Raw genomic sequence first — 15143 nt, forward strand, 5'->3', positions numbered from 1 at the left:
GGCTGTTGGCTGTTGGCTGTTGGCTGTTGGCTGTTGGCTGTTGGCTGTTGGCTGTTGGCTGTTGGCTGTTGGCTGTTGAGGATGTTCCTCCACCCCTTTCAGCCAGCGCCTGCGATCGGAGTAAACGCCGGCGGTTTGGCTGCCGCAGGACAGCCAAACTTCGTGCTCTGACTTGCGTCATCTGTTTGAACGCAGCGCCTTGGCGCGGAGAGAGTTATGACGCACACCGGCGTTTTCTCCGATCGCAGGTTGCCCCGATTGCCCCGCTACGCGGGGCGGTCGGGGACGCTGGCTGCAGGGCACGTTTCTTTGCTTACTTTCTTCTGGGCCGGCACACCGGACGTGCAGCAAGAAAGTGAGTCGCCAGCCGGGGCGAACTCCCGGCATCTGCGCAAAGCGCAGAAGTCTTCACAAAGAAAACAAACGCTCGCCGCAACGCGTCCGTCACAAATCCAGCCACTTGCTGTAAGCAACGGAAGCGCTTGCACCGCTTCCCACTACTCCCCACGTAAACGCAACAACATCCTCTGTACTTGCCCGTGCGTCCAAACACCACCGCGTGCAGCGGCAACACCCCGCTCGTTCAGCACCTCTGCCATCTTGCGGTGGGTAAGGCCCTGCGCCTGCATCTCGGCGAACAAGGCGGCGTGTTGCTGCGCAAAGCTGTCAGCGTCGGCCTTGCGCTTTTCTACGGTAGCGCGGATGTTGTCGGCACCAGCGGTGCCCAGTTTGACGCCGCGCTCGCGTGCTTCGGACAGCGCTTTGCGCGTGCGTGCGCTGATGGCCGCATCGACGGGCAAAGCGTCGGCTTTGTCGGCTGGCTTTACCATGTTCCTCAGCCTCCTGTCACCGGCGGAAAAAACGCTATCTCTGCGCCATCGGCAAACGGCGCTTGCTCGTCGCTCATGGTCTGGTTCACGGCAATGCGTACGGCACGGCCACGCGCCAAACAAGTGGCATAGGGCTCACCACGGGCCAGCAAGGCATCGCGCAGTGCGCCCACGTTGGTGGCGTCCGTCACAAAGGCTTCGCTGCCGGTGCCTATGGCTTCGCGGATGGAGGCGAAGTAGCGCAGCTGGATGGTTTTGGTGCTCATGAGAATGCCTTCCTAGTCTCAGGCCAGCAGTTGCGCAAAGGGGATAAAGCGCACCGTGTCGCCGCGCGCAATGGTGCTGCCTGCGGGGTTGTCGACCAGGCCATCGCCCCAGACCACCGATGTCAGCACACCCGAGCTTTGGTTGGCAAAGCGGTCCAGGCCTCCTTGGGCGTTGATGCGAGCGCGCAAAAACTCCTGGCGTTTGTCCGCACGCGGCCAGTCAAAATCCGCCTGCAGGTTGACGGCTTGCGGTGCCGTGTTTTGCACGCCTTGCAAGCGCAAGACGAAGGGGCGCACCAGCAAGGCGAAGGTGACAAAGCTCGACACCGGGTTGCCAGGCAAACCGACGAAATGAGCCTTGCCCACCTTGCCGTAAGCGAATGGTTTGCCCGGCTTGATGGCAATGGCCCACAGGTCCAGGCTGCCCAGTGCTTCGACAGCCGGTTTGACGTGATCCTCCTCGCCCACCGAGACGCCACCACTGGTCAGCACCAGATCGCAGTCTTGCGCTGCCGCTTGCAATGCAGCAACTGTGGCTTCGTAGCTGTCGGGCACGATGCCCTGATCCAGCACTTCGCAACCCAGGCGCTGCAGCATGGCACGCAGGAAAAAGCGGTTGCTGTTGTAGATGCTGCCAGCGGGCAGATCTTGCGGCGCCACATCACCCGGCATCACCAGCTCGTCGCCGGTCGAGAACAAGGCCACACGCGGGCGGCGAGCCACTTGCAGCGTGGCGCAGCCAATGCTGGCGGCCAGGCCCAGCTCGGCCGGTGTGAGGCGCGTGCCGGTAGCGATGATGGTGCTGCCCAGCGCAATGTCTTCGCCAGCGCGGCGAATGTTCTGGCCCAGTTTGACCGCGGCATTGATTTGCACGCGGCCGTCTTCCAACGCCGTGCATTCTTCTTGCATCACCACCACATCGGCACCAGCGGGCACGGGCGCGCCGGTGAAAATGCGTGCTGCAGTGCCTGCTGCTAAAGCCTCGCCCACGCTGCCAGCCGCAATGCGCTGACTGACGGGCAACACAGCGCCAGCAGCAGGTACATCGGCAGCGCGCATGGCGTAACCGTCCATGGCACTGTTGTCGAACGATGGCACTTGCAGTGCAGACACCAGGTCTTGCGCCAGCACACGGCCATCGGCATCGAAAGTGCTGATTTGCTCGGTCTGTGCCAGTGGCGCGGCTTGCGCCAGCAGCTCGGCCAGAGCGTCATCCAGGCGCTTGAGCGGTATGCGGGAAGATGCATTCATCTCGGTTTTTCCTCTAACTGTTGGGCTGCACTGGCCACGGCGGGCGGCGGTGCGCAGCCCGCTGAATCAACCGGCCATATCGGCCGCAAACACGCAAGGCGGCGTGTAGCCAAACAGCTCGGCATGGGCCAGCAACCAGTGCGCTACGGCGGCCGGCTCGTCGCGCGGCAACACCGGCAAAGCGCTGCTCGGACTCAACACACGGGCGGGCGAATGCACGATGGCTTGCACGCAGCTGTCGTGCGGGTAGAGCGGCGCTTTGCCTGCGGCTTCGGGCTCGTTGGCCAGCACTTCGAGCTTGGGCAGATCGCAGTCTTTAAAGCCTTCTACCAGCACCCAGTCCACGCCGCTGTCGAGCTGGGCGATGAGCGCATGCACATTGGGCAGTTGCGGCTGCGGGCTGGCGGGCAGTTCGCGCATCAGCACCACGCGCTGGTCAGAAGCAGCAAGCACCTCGTAAGCGCCGGCTTGGCGGTGGCGCCAGGTGTCTTTGCCCGGCGTGTCCACATCAAAGCGGTGGTGGGTGTGCTTGATGACCGAAACGCTCTGACCCTGCGCACGCAGCACAGGGATCAGCTGCTCGATCAGGGTGGTCTTGCCGCTGCCCGAATAGCCTGCAAAACACACCACCTGCATACCTGCTCCTTGCTTGATGAAAGCTGGCGCCGGCCTTGCCAGCGCCGCCAACCCGATTGCGATTGCTCGCTGTTTTTTACTTGCAGTTGTCTGCGATGAAAGCCTTCACCTTGTCGGTGTCGGCGGCCATGACCACCACGCGCTTGGGCAGGTCTTCAATACCGTTGAACTGCGCCGGACGCTCGGGCAGGCGGCCCAGCGCTTCTTCGATGGTGGCAGCAAACTTGATGGGCAAGGCCGTTTCCAGCACGATCATCGGCTCGGCGCCGAGGTGCTCGCGCGCCACCTTCACGCCATCGGCGGTGTGGGTGTCGATCATCTGGCCGAAGCGCTCGTAGGTGTTTTTAATGGTGGCCAGGCGGTCGGCGTGCGTGCTTTTGCCGCTGGTAAAGCCGTACTTGGTGGCCGCGTCTTTGAAGGCCGGATCGGCGCTCAGATCGAACTTGCCTTGCTTGGCCACGCCATCGGCAAACAGTTGCTTGGTGCGGGCGCCGTCGCGGCCCACCAGATCGAACACAAAGCGCTCAAAGTTGCTGGCCTTGCTGATGTCCATCGAAGGGCTCGATGTCTCGTAGGTATTGGCCGAGCCGCGCACCTGGTAGACGCCGGTGCGGAAGAATTCGTCGAGCACATCGTTCTCGTTGGTGGCCACCACCAGCTTGGCGATCGGCAGGCCCATCTGGCGCGCCACATGGCCGGCGCAGATGTTGCCAAAGTTGCCGCTCGGCACGGTGAAGCTGACCTTCTCGGTATTGCTCTTGGTGGCTTGCAGGTAGCCGGCAAAGTAGTACACCACCTGGGCCAGCAGGCGCGCCCAGTTGATGGAGTTGACGGTGCCGATCTTGTACTGCGCCTTGAAAGCGTGGTCGTTGCTGACGGCCTTGACGATGTCCTGGCAGTCGTCGAACACGCCTTCGATGGCGATGTTGTGAATGTTCGCGTCTTGCAGGCTGAACATTTGCGCCTGCTGGAACGGGCTCATGCGGCCGTGCGGGCTGGTCATGAAAACGCGCACGCCCTTTTTGCCGCGCATGGCGTATTCTGCCGCGCTGCCGGTGTCGCCGCTGGTGGCACCCAGAATGTTCAGCTCTTCACCACGGCGGGCCAGTTCGTACTCGAACAGATTGCCCAGCAGCTGCATGGCCATGTCTTTGAAAGCCAAGGTGGGGCCGTTGGACAGGGCTTCGATCAGCAAGTTGCCGTCCAACTGGCGCACCGGAACGATGGCGTCGGTGCCAAAGACTTGCTTGGTGTAGGTCTTGGCGCACAAGGCCTTCAAATCGGCAGCAGGGATGTCGTCGATATAGAGCGACAGAATCTCAAAAGCCAGCGCAGCATAGCCCTGGGTTGCCAGCGTCTCGCGCAGCTGGCTCAGCTTGGCATCGTCAATTTGCGGGTATTGCACCGGCAGGTACAAGCCGCCATCGGGCGCCAGGCCTTCGAGCAAGATGTCGCAGAAACGTTTTTGTTCGGCATGGCCGCGCGTGGAGAGATACAGCATGGAGGGTGCGAAAAAAGTGGACAAGGCCCCGAAGGCGGGCCCGGGAGCAACTGTCTATTATCGTGCAGCCGCCAGTACTGCTACATGCGGCACTGAAATGCCGACTGCAATGGCGAAAAAAAGCCTTCCCAGAGTACGGAGAAAACCAAGAGTTGGATTGAATGGTATTCAAACAGCATCGCTTTGCAGTGAAGCGGGCGCTGGAATAGTTCACCGCAATGGCGAGATGGCCGCGTAGGCGCGGCGTCGGGGGCGCAGACAGTACCTTGGTACGGCAAGACCCCGCAACAAAGCATACGCGGTCATATCGCCACCTTAAAACGAAAACTCTAAACCCAAGCAATACAGCCTCTTTTGTTAACACACTTGCGCCCCCGGAAAACCTTGTTGACCTATAAAAAAGCCTCGGCATGAAGCTGAGGCTCAGGTAACGGCGGCGTTGTAGCCTCTCAAACCAGCACGCCCATGCGTTGCAGCTCCTGCCGGGCATGGTAGGCGCGCCAGTAGTTCACCATCAATGTGGCAAAGGCCTCGGTTTTCATTTTCTTGACGCCTTTGAGCATCAGCACAATGCGCTGCTTTTTCTGCTGGTACTGGGCGCGGCGTTTGCCCACACCCATGGCCGGCGGCACCACGCCCTGTTCGAGCGGCATGATGAGGGTGAACATGTGGTTGGTCTCATTGAACTCGAAGTCGTCAATGGCAGACCAGGGCAGCAGTGTTGGCGCATGGAACAGGCGCAGGCCTTCGGGCTGCAGCACCAAGGCCGGATGCTGGCCGTCGCGCCAGAACAAAACAGCAAAGCCCACGCAGGCCAATCCAGCAGCCGCCACCCCAGCCGTTACACCCCAGTTCTGTTTGGCAAGCGCAATGAGCACCGCCCCGATCAAACAAGCAACAGCCAGAGCGCCGAACAGCAAAACCATGCCCAGCGAGCGTTCGTAGACCACGGTCTGGTCCTGGGCCAGTGCCGAGATTTCTCGCAGCTCGGCCACCTTGGCACTGCGGTTGCTCGCGGCCGCACTGCTCAACTCGTTTTGCAAGGCGGCATTCACATCAACCACGGGCGCCGGTGCCACACTGCCGGCAAAGGTGCGGCCTGCTGCCGGGCGAGCGCCCTGCTCCAGACCAAACTCTTGCAGCAGGCGACTGCCCTGGGCATCCATGGCGCGAGCCAGCAGCTCGGGCGAGATGGCGACGCCCAGCGAGTCCAGGCGCACGGCCAGCTCAGGGTGGGTGTCGGTGGGGTGCGACTGGCGGTTTTCCAGGTGCTCGCTCGGGTCGACCATGCCTTTGCTGGCCACCAACTGGCGCACATGGCCAAGCACGCCGCCTTCGACGGTTTCGCCCCGGTCCCAATTGGCCTGCAACGCCTCACTGACATGCGGCTCCAGCGCCGTAATACGCAACAGCGACGAAGCCACGGCCTGCGGGCTGACCACGCTGGCGCCCACTGCATCGGCGGCCAGCTCGCGCTTGCGGCTCCAATAACGCACGGCTTCATGGAAGCTGTCCAGAAACATCTCGCCCATCAAAGTGGCCGGCCGGCGCAAAAAGTCGAGCCAGGATTCCTCGCGCTGCTCGCCACCGCTCACGGCCACCAGGTGGTTGATGGTGGCGCTGTAAATAGGCGAGAAGCGTTGGCTGTAGAGCGTGTCTTCGCCAATAAAGTGGCCCAGTTCGTGGCCAATCACGGCCGCCACTTCGCCCGCATTCAGGAAAGCCATGTACGGCAGCGGCAAATACAGCACACGGCCTTGCGGCACCATGGCGCCGCTCGTGAGCTTGACCGGGTGTTCAGTGACAAAGAAGCCTTCGTTCAAACCCACCACAATGCTGTCAGGCATGCCTGAGCCCGTCTTGCTGGCCACGCGGTCGACAAAGCCCCAGAGCTCGGGCGCTTGCTCGCGGCTGATGGTTTGGCCCATCACGTCGATCGGCTCGTTCTCCATCGGCTTGCGCGATGCTTTCCACACATCCCACAGCAGCTTGCCGCCCGAATAAAACAAGAACAGCGCCAGACCGCCGAGCACGAACATGAATTTCATGTCGCCCTTGCTGTAGTTGCGGTGGCGCAGAATCGGCATCATCTCGAACACCAGCAGCGGAATGGCGGCCGCAAACAGCAGCAACACCATCACCACCATGTAGGTGGGCAAAAGCTTGCGGCCTTTTTGGAAGGTAGCCAGCAGCAGTTCACGCGACTGCAGCGCCTTCTTGCCCATGCTGCGCTGGTAGAAAACGCCCAGCGCCGACCACAGCAGCGCCAGCACGCTGAAAACGATCGTGCAGGCTGCCAGTGTGGGTTGCAGGTTGCGCGTGGTGACGTTCAGGCTTTGGCCTTCCAGCTCGGCAATCGCCCGCTGGTAATCGCTTTTCACCTTCCAGATCGGGTGCTCGCGGCCTTTGCTGTCTCGAACAGTGGCGCCCCGCCCCGGCGCTTTGGCCTCCATGTCTTCCAGCTCTTGCACCACGGCTTTGTATTCGGCGATTTTGGCGCTGACGTCGATGGGCGCATCGGTGCGCGTCCACTGCCAGCAGCCCATGGCCAGCATCAGCAAAGGAATGCCAAACAACACCGCCCAGCGCTTGAGGCGGGCCATCCATTTTTTATCGGTCTCAGACATGTTTGCGTCCACGCTTTGTTATGGCTTGTTCTCGGCGCGCAGGCCAGACGGCCCACGCAGTAGAGATCAGATTATTAACAACAACAATTGAACAAACAATTTCGATTAACCAATTTGCAACAGCAGTGCCGCCCGCAAAAACAAAAAAGGCCAGCGCCATGGGCGCCAGCCTTGGGAAATGAGCCGGATGCGCTGATCACACTGACCGGGCTGTTCCCCGGCTGAGAGCGATCAGACCTGGCTTGTCTTAGTTCAGCTCTTCCTTGCGGATGCGGGTGATCGGGGCCAACACCGTGGGCAGGCCTTGGATCTCGGCCAGGGCCTTGTCCATGTCGCCTTCGCGCGTGTCGTGCGTGAGGATGATCAGATCGGTCTGGGTGGAGCCTTCGCCGCCCACTTCGTCGGCTTCGCGCTGCAGCACAGCATCGATGCTGATGCCGGCGTTGGCCAAAATGCCGGTGACCTTGGCCAGCACGCCGGCTTCATCGGCCACGCGCATGCGCAGGTAGTAGCTGGTGACGACTTCGGCCATCGGCAGCACGGGCAGCTCTTGGCCGGCTTCGCTCAGCGTGCTGCTTTGGAAAGCCAGTGGCGGCACGCGGTGCGATGCATCGGCGCCATCCAGGCGGGCGATATCCACCAGGTCAGCGATCACAGCCGAAGCGGTAGGCTCGGAGCCTGCGCCCTTGCCGTAGTACAAGGTGGTGCCCACGGCATCGCCTTGCACCACCACGGCGTTCATGGCGCCTTCGACATTGGCGATCAAGCGCTTGGCTGGCACCAGCGATGGGTGAACGCGCAACTCAATGCCCTTGTCGGCGCGCTTGGTGATGCCCAGCAGCTTGATGCGGTAGCCCAGTTGCTCGGCGTACTTGATGTCGGCGGCCGACAGCTTGGTGATGCCTTCCACATAAGCCTTGTCGAACTGCACGGGGATGCCGAAAGCGATGGCGCTCATCAACGTGGCCTTGTGGGCAGCGTCCACGCCTTCGATATCGAAGGTCGGGTCCGCTTCGGCATAGCCCAGGCGTTGGGCTTCTTTCAGCACCACCTCAAAATCCAGGCCCTTGTCGCGCATTTCGGACAGGATGAAGTTGGTCGTGCCGTTGATGATGCCGGCGATCCACTGGATCTGGTTGGCCGTCAGGCCTTCGCGCAGCGCCTTGATGATGGGAATGCCACCGGCCACGGCCGCCTCGTAAGCCACCATCACGCCCTTTTCGGCAGCGGCCTTGAAGATTTCGGTGCCGTGCACGGCCAGCAGCGCCTTGTTGGCGGTAACCACGTGCTTGCCAGCGGCAATGGCTTCCAGCACCAGGGCTTTGGCAATGCCGTAGCCGCCAATCAGCTCTACCACCACATCGATCTCGGGGTTGGCGATGATCTCGCGCGCGTCCTTGACCACCTTGGCGTGCTCGCCCACCACGGCGCGGGCACGGGTTTCGTCCAGATCGGCCACCATGGTGATGGCGATTTCGCGGCCGGCGCGGCGGCGAATCTCGTCATGGTTACGTTGCAACACGTTAAACACACCGCTGCCGACGGTGCCAATGCCCAACAAGCCTACTTGGATCGGTTTCATAGAATTTCTAATACTTGCTCAGTTAAAAAACAAACTAGCGCCCGACTGGCGAGCGCTAGCAGCTATCAAATGTACTCAGGCCGCTTTGCTGGCCTTGGCTGCTTTGGCCGGCGCCTCAGCAGCCGCTGGCACTACCGCCAGCTTGTCGGTGCCGTGGCGCTGGCGGTACTTGGCCAGGAAGCCGGCCAAGCGGTTGATGGCCTCGCGCAGATCGGGCTCGTGCGGCAGGAAGACGATGCGGAAGTGGTCCGGGTTGGGCCAATTGAAGCCCGTGCCCTGCACCAGCATGACGCGGGTTTCCTTGAGCACTTGCAGGAAAAACTCCTGGTCGTCCTTGATCGGGTAGACCTGAGGATCGAGGCGCGGAAACATGTAGAGCGCGCCTTGTGGCTTGACGCAGCTGACGCCGGGAATGGCGTTGATCAGCTCCCAGGCCAGATCGCGCTGCTTGCGCAGGCGGCCGCCCTCTTGCACCAGCTCGTCAATGCTCTGGTGGCCGCCCAGCGCGGTCTGCACCGCCCACTGGCCGGGCACGTTGGCGCACAGGCGCATGTTCGAGAGCATGTTCAGGCCTTCGATGTAATCGGCAGCGCCCGATTTGTCGCCCGAGATCACCATCCAGCCGGCGCGGTAGCCGCAGCTGCGGTAAGCCTTGGACAGCGAGTTGAAGGTGAGCGTGAGCACATCTTGCGACAGCGTGGCCAGCGGCGTGTGCACCACATCGTCGTACAGCACCTTGTCGTACACCTCGTCGGCGAAGATGACCAGGCCGTGTTCGCGCGCGATGTCGATGATCTGCAGCAGCAGCTCTTTGCTGTAGAGCGCGCCGGTCGGGTTGTTCGGGTTGATGACCACGATGCCCTTGGTGCGCGGCGTGATCTTGGCGCGAATGTCTGCCAGATTGGGCATCCAGCCATTGTTTTCGTCGCACATGTAGTGCACGGGCGTGCCGCCCGACAGGCTGGTCGCCGCCGTCCACAGCGGGTAATCGGGCGCGGGCAGCAGCATCTCGTCGCCCACATCCAGCAGGCCATTGGTGGCCAGGCTGATCAGCTCAGAGGCGCCATTGCCCAGGTAAATATCGTCCAGCGTCACGCCCTTGACGCCCAGACGCTGGGTTTCGTGCATCACCGCCTTGCGCGCGGCAAAGATGCCTTTGCTGTCGGAGTAGCCGGCCGAGTTGGGCAGGTTGCGGATCATGTCCTGCTGCACTTCTTCGGGCGCATCAAAGCCGAACACGGCCAAGTTGCCGATGTTGAGCTTGATGATCTTCTGGCCTTCGTCTTCCATCCGCTTGGCCGCGTCCATGATCGGCCCTCGGATGTCGTAACACACATTGGCGAGCTTGGCGGACTTGTGGATGGTCTTCATGACAGAACGTACTACCTGTGAAAACATGGGGTTGCGGTCGGCAGACAACCTTGCCTGCCCTTCAAAGCCACAACCCGACTAGGTGAAACCTATAATTTGACCACAGTTCTTCACAATCACCACGTTGTAGTGGTACCGATTGCCCAGGCCAGCCATGCCGCAACACGCAGGCCGCGGCTGGCGAGCAACATTCAACCGGGCCCGAGCCCGCCAACGCCATGAAATTCCAGCCTGACAAATCCAACACCTTGACCGCCACCGGTTACGGCCCCGGCTGGGTCGCCATCGACAAACAGCGCTACGAACACAGCCTGGTGGTCTGCTCCAACGGCACGCTGCAGCCTTGGAATTGCAGCAGTTTTGCCGAACTGGGCGCAGCGCATTTTGCCCAGCTGGCCGATTACGATGTAGAAACAATTATTTTCGGAAGTGGCAATCGCTTACGATTTCCCAATCCCGCCTGGCTGGCACCGTTGATATCGCAACGAATAGGCTTCGAAGCCATGGATACCGCGGCTGCATGCCGCACTTACAACGTTTTGGCGGGTGAGGGGCGCAAGGTTTTGCTGGCAGTGGTTGTGGAAGCTGCAGCAGGATAACCACAATTGATAGCCTGTGATTATCAGGGGGGCTCGATAAATATTTCGATTCGGGGTAAAATACTCGCTTGCGGTCGCGGGCCCACATAACAACAACGATATGAATACTCGATTCCTGCGGCCTTTTTGCGATTACTCCGGAGAAAATAGAGCGTTATGGCTGTTGTCGTCAACAAACCCCTGCCAGAATTTGAAGCACTAGCAACCGGAGGCCAAAAGGTCTCCAACGCGTCGCACCAGGGGCAAATTCTGGTGCTGTACTTCTACCCAAAGGATAACACTCCCGGCTGCACGACCGAAGCCATGCAGTTCCGCGACAAGTACGCGGACTTCGTCAAGGCGGGCGCGGCAGTGTTCGGTGTATCGCGCGACAACATGAAATCGCACGACGACTTCAAGGGCAAGCTTGAGCTGCCCTTCGAGTTGATTGCCGACACCGAGGAAAAACTCTGCCACATGTTCGGCGTGGTCAAGAACAAGATCATGTACGGCAAGAAGGTCAAGGGCATTGAGCGCTCCACCTTCCTGGTCGGCCCCGATGGCCTGCTGGTACAAGAATGGCGCGGCCTGAAAGTGCCCGGCCATGTGGAAGAAGTGCTCAAGGCCGTCAAATCGATGAAGGCCGCACAAAAGAAAGCTGCCTGAGCTTTCTACTGCTGCCCTCCTTGGGCAGCGCGCACGGCGCATCACCTGCTTCGCAGGGATGCGCCGTTGTCATGTATGGCGTGACAGAAATTTGACATTTTTCCGACGGCCAGAATGTGCATAATGGGCCCCATGTGTTTGAGCCCGGAATGTGTTGCCGCCCCTGCTGATCCAAGGCTGTCTTGCTTGCGAGATGGCCTTTTTTGCATGGCGCGTGCCCGCTCCGATGTGGATATCGCCCCCTGGGCGAAAGTTTGATAAAGGCCTTTAGCTTCATGCCTCTGCCTCCCGCACCTACCCGCCGTGGTAGCCAACTTTCCTCCAGCACGCTGGCCGCCAAGGCCGGCACCTCCACCCGCAAATCCACAGGCCCGGTGATCGACGATGTGTCCGACCTGGATCTGGAGCACACTGAAATAGCCGCTGCCGAGCAAGCGCTGCAGCGCACGGCCGCTGCACCGGCTGCCCAGGCCAGCCCAGCTGCCAAGCCCGCTCGCGGCAAAAAGACGACAGCCAAAAAGCCGGCCACCAGCGCCAACACGCCTACTGCGCCGGCCCAGTACGTACCCGCCACGGCTGCGGCAGCGCCTGCCAGCAAGCCGGCCAAGGCCGCCAAAACCGGCACTGGCAAGCCCAAGCTGTTTGTGCTCGACACCAATGTGCTGCTGCACGACCCGAGCAGCCTGTTCCGCTTTGAAGAGCACGACATCTACCTGCCGATGATCGTGCTCGAAGAGCTCGATGGCCACAAAAAGGGCATGACCGAGGTGGCGCGCAACGGCCGCCAGGCCAGCCGCACGCTGGATGCCCTGGTCGCCACGCAAGAAAGCAAGCTGGCCCAAGGCATCCATCTCGATGCCACCGGCCAGAAAGGCGCTGCCGGCCGTCTGTTCTTCCAGACCGAGCCGCTGAACTACCACTTGCCCGAGAGCCTGCCCCAGGGCAAGGCCGACAACCAGATTCTGGGCGTGGTGGAAGCCCTGCGCCAGCGCTACCCTGAGCGCCAGGTGGTGCTGGTGTCCAAAGACATCAACATGCGCGTCAAAGCGCGCGCCCTGGGCCTGGAAGCTGAGGATTACCAGAACGACAAGACGCTGGAAGACGGCGACATGCTGTACACCGGCATGCTGCAGCTGCCGCTGGATTTCTGGGCCAAGGTGGGCAAAAAGGTTGAGAGCTGGCAGTCGGGCGCCTCTACCTGCTACCGCATCAGCGGCCCGATCACGCAGCAGTTGCACATCAACCAGTTCGTGTTCTACGAGGCACCGGGCGAAGCCAGCCTGTTTGCCCGCGTGATCGAGATCCGCGACAAGACCGCTGTGCTCGAAACCCTCAAGGACTACGGCCACCAGAAGAACAATGTCTGGGGCGTGACCACGCGCAACCGTGAGCAGAACTTCGCAATGAACCTGCTGATGGACCCGGATGTCGACTTTGTCACGCTGGCCGGCACCGCAGGTACCGGCAAGACGCTGATGGCGCTGGCCGCCGGCCTGACGCAGGTACTCGACGAGCGCCGCTACACCGAGATCATCATGACCCGCGCCACCGTGAGCGTGGGCGAAGACATCGGTTTTCTGCCCGGCACCGAAGAAGAGAAGATGGGCCCCTGGATGGGCGCGCTCGACGACAACCTGGAGTTCCTGGCCAAGGGCGACGGCGGCAACCCCGGCGAATGGGGCCGCTCTGCCACCAATGATCTGATCCGCAGCCGCATCAAGATCAAGTCGATGAACTTCATGCGCGGCCGCACCTTTTTGAACAAGTACGTCATCATCGACGAGGCACAGAACCTGACGCCCAAGCAGATGAAGACCTTGATCACGCGCGCGGGCCCCGGCACCAAGATCATCTGCATGGGCAACCTGGCGCAGATCGACACGCCGTACCTGACCGAGGGCTCGTCGGGCCTGACCTATGTGGTGGACCGCTTCAAAGGCTGGCCACACAGCGGCCATATCACGCTGGCCCGCGGCGAGCGTTCGCGTCTCGCAGACTTTGCCAGTGATGTGCTGTAAAACATAGGCCCGCGCACCAAACGAAAAAGCACCTTCTCCAGGTGCTTTTTCTTTGTCTGCGCTGCTTGCGCAGAACTGGTTGGGTTTACACGCCGGTGCCGCGAATCTGGTCCAGGCTGCGGGCGGGCGTGATGGCCTGCGGGTCGAGCTTGCAGTGCACGATCACGGGCAATTTGTGCTCGGCTGCCCAGGCGCGCATTTCGGCCAGTGCGGGGCCAAACTCTTCGGTCTTGTTGACGCGGGCGCCGTTGCCGCCAAAGGCTTTGGCGTAGGCCACAAAATCCGGGTTGCGCAGCTCGGTGGCGCTGACGCGGTTGGGGTAATCGCGCTCCTGGTGCATGCGGATGGTGCCGTACATGCCGTTGTCGATCAGCAGCACGACCACCGGCAAACCGTATTGCACGGCGGTGGCAAATTCTTGGCCGTGCATCAGAAAATCGCCGTCGCCAGCAATGCAGACCACGCTGCGCTCAGGCCACAGTCGCTTGGCCCCCACTGCCGCTGGCAAGCCGTAACCCATGCTGCCACTGGTAGGCGCCAACTGGCTGCCGTAGGCGGTGAAGGGCCAGAAGCGGTGCACCCAGGTGGCAAAGTTGCCAGCGCCGTTGCACCACACGGTATCGGCGGGCAACACATCGCGCACATGCTGCATCAATTGGCCCATTTGCAAATCGCCAGGCACCTTGATCGGCGCCGGGTTGCTCCAGGCCAGGTAGTCAGCGTGCGCCTGCTCCACCAGCGCTTTGCGTGCATCGCTCAATGGCGGCGCGGCTTGTTTGACCAGTGCGGCACAGAACGCATCGGGGGCAGCCACAACGGCTTGCTCGGCCTGGTAGACGCGGCCCAGCTCGTCCGGATCGGGGTGTACGTGGATCAGCTGCTGCGCCGGCACCGGAATGCCCAGCAGCGTATAGCTTTGCGAAGGCACTTCGGACATGCGGCCGCCCAGCAGCAGCACCAGATCGGCGTTCTTCACGCGCTCGATCAGCTTGGGGTTCACGCCCAGACCCACATCGCCGGCGTAGTTGGGGTGGTTGGCCGGGAAAACCATTTGCCGACGAAAAGAGCAAGCCACCGGCACGGCATGGGCGGCAGCAAAAGCCGCAATATCCTGGTGCGCCTGCTCGCTCCAGCGCGAGCCGCCAGCAATGATGATGGGGTTCTTGGCCGCAGCCAGCTTGGCCACCACGGTTTGCACATCGGCATCCGCAGGCTTGCCGGGCGCAGGCTGGTACGGCTTGGCATCAGGCACCAGCACCGTATCACGCAACATGTCTTCGGGCAGCGCAATCACCACCGGGCCAGGACGGCCGCTCGTGGCAACCGCAAAGGCGCGGGCGATGATTTCGGGCACGCGGGCAGCGTCGTCAATCTCGGTGGCCCACTTCACCATGGGGCCGAAAACGGCGCGGTAATCCAGCTCCTGGAAAGCCTCGCGGTCGCGTGCGCCGCGCTCGATCTGGCCCACAAACACGATCAGCGGCGTGGAATCCTGCATGGCCACATGCATGCCGGCCGATGCGTTGGTAGCACCCGGCCCACGCGTCACCATGCAAATGCCGGGCTGGCCGGTGAGCTTGCCTTGGGCCTCGGCCATCATGGCGGCGCCGCCTTCCTGGCGGCAGATCGTGGTCTGGATGGGTGCGTCATACAGCGCGTCCAGCACCGCCAGAAAGCTCTCGCCGGGCACGGTAAAAATCTGCTTGGCGCCGTGGATCACCAGTTGGTCCACCACCAGTTGGCCGCCGGTGCGAGGCGTGTTGGCATTCGTCATGTCTGTCTCCTTCAAATTCTCTGACGCAGCGTACCTGAAACCT

General features: G+C 61.6%; 12 protein-coding genes. 3 read left to right on the forward strand and 9 right to left on the reverse strand.

What is annotated here, in order from left to right; genetic code table 11:
- Positions 1–497: 497 nt before the first annotated feature.
- The 8 genes from ACFIQF_RS21500 to ACFIQF_RS21535 form a co-directional block, all read right to left on the reverse strand.
- Positions 498–830, reverse strand: a complete 333-nt coding sequence (locus ACFIQF_RS21500; protein WP_393945693.1) for a serine integrase family protein — start codon at positions 828–830, stop codon at positions 498–500.
- A 5-nt stretch (positions 831–835) separates the two neighbouring features.
- Positions 836–1096 (reverse strand): molybdopterin converting factor subunit 1, encoded by a 261-nt coding sequence (gene moaD / locus ACFIQF_RS21505; RefSeq protein ID WP_393945694.1) that lies wholly within the window; start codon positions 1094–1096, stop codon positions 836–838.
- Between the two features lie 18 nt (positions 1097–1114).
- On the reverse strand, positions 1115–2347 hold the full coding sequence (locus ACFIQF_RS21510) for a molybdopterin molybdotransferase MoeA (RefSeq protein ID WP_393945695.1): 1233 nt from the start codon (positions 2345–2347) through the stop codon (positions 1115–1117).
- Between the two features lie 66 nt (positions 2348–2413).
- Complete coding sequence (mobB, locus tag ACFIQF_RS21515; protein ID WP_393945696.1) at positions 2414–2983, reverse strand: molybdopterin-guanine dinucleotide biosynthesis protein B; 570 nt, start codon at positions 2981–2983, stop codon at positions 2414–2416.
- A 76-nt stretch (positions 2984–3059) separates the two neighbouring features.
- The gene (gene thrC / locus ACFIQF_RS21520; protein ID WP_393945697.1) at positions 3060–4484 is read right to left on the reverse strand and encodes a threonine synthase; all 1425 of its coding nucleotides are present in this window, start codon (positions 4482–4484) and stop codon (positions 3060–3062) included.
- A 449-nt stretch (positions 4485–4933) separates the two neighbouring features.
- Positions 4934–7111: a M48 family metallopeptidase gene (locus ACFIQF_RS21525; RefSeq protein WP_393945698.1), complete on the reverse strand. Its 2178-nt coding sequence runs from the start codon at positions 7109–7111 to the stop codon at positions 4934–4936.
- A 247-nt stretch (positions 7112–7358) separates the two neighbouring features.
- Positions 7359–8693, reverse strand: a complete 1335-nt coding sequence (locus tag ACFIQF_RS21530; protein WP_393945699.1) for a homoserine dehydrogenase — start codon at positions 8691–8693, stop codon at positions 7359–7361.
- A 75-nt stretch (positions 8694–8768) separates the two neighbouring features.
- The gene (locus tag ACFIQF_RS21535) at positions 8769–10064 is read right to left on the reverse strand and encodes a pyridoxal phosphate-dependent aminotransferase (protein WP_393945700.1); all 1296 of its coding nucleotides are present in this window, start codon (positions 10062–10064) and stop codon (positions 8769–8771) included.
- Positions 10065–10282: 218 nt separating this feature from the next.
- On the opposite strand from ACFIQF_RS21535, the gene ACFIQF_RS21540 reads away from it, so the two are divergent.
- The 3 genes from ACFIQF_RS21540 to ACFIQF_RS21550 all read left to right on the forward strand — a co-directional run bounded on the left by ACFIQF_RS21540 (position 10283) and on the right by ACFIQF_RS21550 (position 13326).
- On the forward strand, positions 10283–10663 hold the full coding sequence (locus tag ACFIQF_RS21540) for an Mth938-like domain-containing protein (protein ID WP_393945701.1): 381 nt from the start codon (positions 10283–10285) through the stop codon (positions 10661–10663).
- A 156-nt stretch (positions 10664–10819) separates the two neighbouring features.
- A complete protein-coding gene (locus tag ACFIQF_RS21545; protein ID WP_393945702.1) occupies positions 10820–11308 on the forward strand; it encodes a peroxiredoxin in 489 nt (162 codons plus the stop codon).
- A 275-nt stretch (positions 11309–11583) separates the two neighbouring features.
- Positions 11584–13326 (forward strand): PhoH family protein, encoded by a 1743-nt coding sequence (locus ACFIQF_RS21550; RefSeq protein WP_393945703.1) that lies wholly within the window; start codon positions 11584–11586, stop codon positions 13324–13326.
- Positions 13327–13411: 85 nt separating this feature from the next.
- Here ACFIQF_RS21550 and ACFIQF_RS21555 read toward each other — a convergent pair whose 3' ends face one another.
- Positions 13412–15100 (reverse strand): thiamine pyrophosphate-binding protein, encoded by a 1689-nt coding sequence (locus ACFIQF_RS21555; protein ID WP_393945704.1) that lies wholly within the window; start codon positions 15098–15100, stop codon positions 13412–13414.
- Positions 15101–15143 lie beyond the last annotated feature (43 nt).

Origin of the sequence: Comamonas trifloxystrobinivorans, assembly GCF_043359985.1 — a bacterium.
GTDB classification, from domain to species: Bacteria; Pseudomonadota; Gammaproteobacteria; order Burkholderiales; family Burkholderiaceae_C; genus Comamonas; species Comamonas trifloxystrobinivorans.

Coding starts and splice junctions, on each gene's coding strand:
- ACFIQF_RS21500 (WP_393945693.1), bottom strand. CDS start 830: ATGGTAAAGCCAGCCGACAAAGCCGACGCTTTGCCCGTCGATGCGGCC.
- moaD (WP_393945694.1), bottom strand. CDS start 1,096: ATGAGCACCAAAACCATCCAGCTGCGCTACTTCGCCTCCATCCGCGAA.
- ACFIQF_RS21510 (WP_393945695.1), bottom strand. CDS start 2,347: ATGAATGCATCTTCCCGCATACCGCTCAAGCGCCTGGATGACGCTCTG.
- mobB (WP_393945696.1), bottom strand. CDS start 2,983: ATGCAGGTGGTGTGTTTTGCAGGCTATTCGGGCAGCGGCAAGACCACC.
- thrC (WP_393945697.1), bottom strand. CDS start 4,484: ATGCTGTATCTCTCCACGCGCGGCCATGCCGAACAAAAACGTTTCTGC.
- ACFIQF_RS21525 (WP_393945698.1), bottom strand. CDS start 7,111: ATGTCTGAGACCGATAAAAAATGGATGGCCCGCCTCAAGCGCTGGGCG.
- ACFIQF_RS21530 (WP_393945699.1), bottom strand. CDS start 8,693: ATGAAACCGATCCAAGTAGGCTTGTTGGGCATTGGCACCGTCGGCAGC.
- ACFIQF_RS21535 (WP_393945700.1), bottom strand. CDS start 10,064: ATGAAGACCATCCACAAGTCCGCCAAGCTCGCCAATGTGTGTTACGAC.
- ACFIQF_RS21540 (WP_393945701.1), top strand. CDS start 10,283: ATGAAATTCCAGCCTGACAAATCCAACACCTTGACCGCCACCGGTTAC.
- ACFIQF_RS21545 (WP_393945702.1), top strand. CDS start 10,820: ATGGCTGTTGTCGTCAACAAACCCCTGCCAGAATTTGAAGCACTAGCA.
- ACFIQF_RS21550 (WP_393945703.1), top strand. CDS start 11,584: ATGCCTCTGCCTCCCGCACCTACCCGCCGTGGTAGCCAACTTTCCTCC.
- ACFIQF_RS21555 (WP_393945704.1), bottom strand. CDS start 15,100: ATGACGAATGCCAACACGCCTCGCACCGGCGGCCAACTGGTGGTGGAC.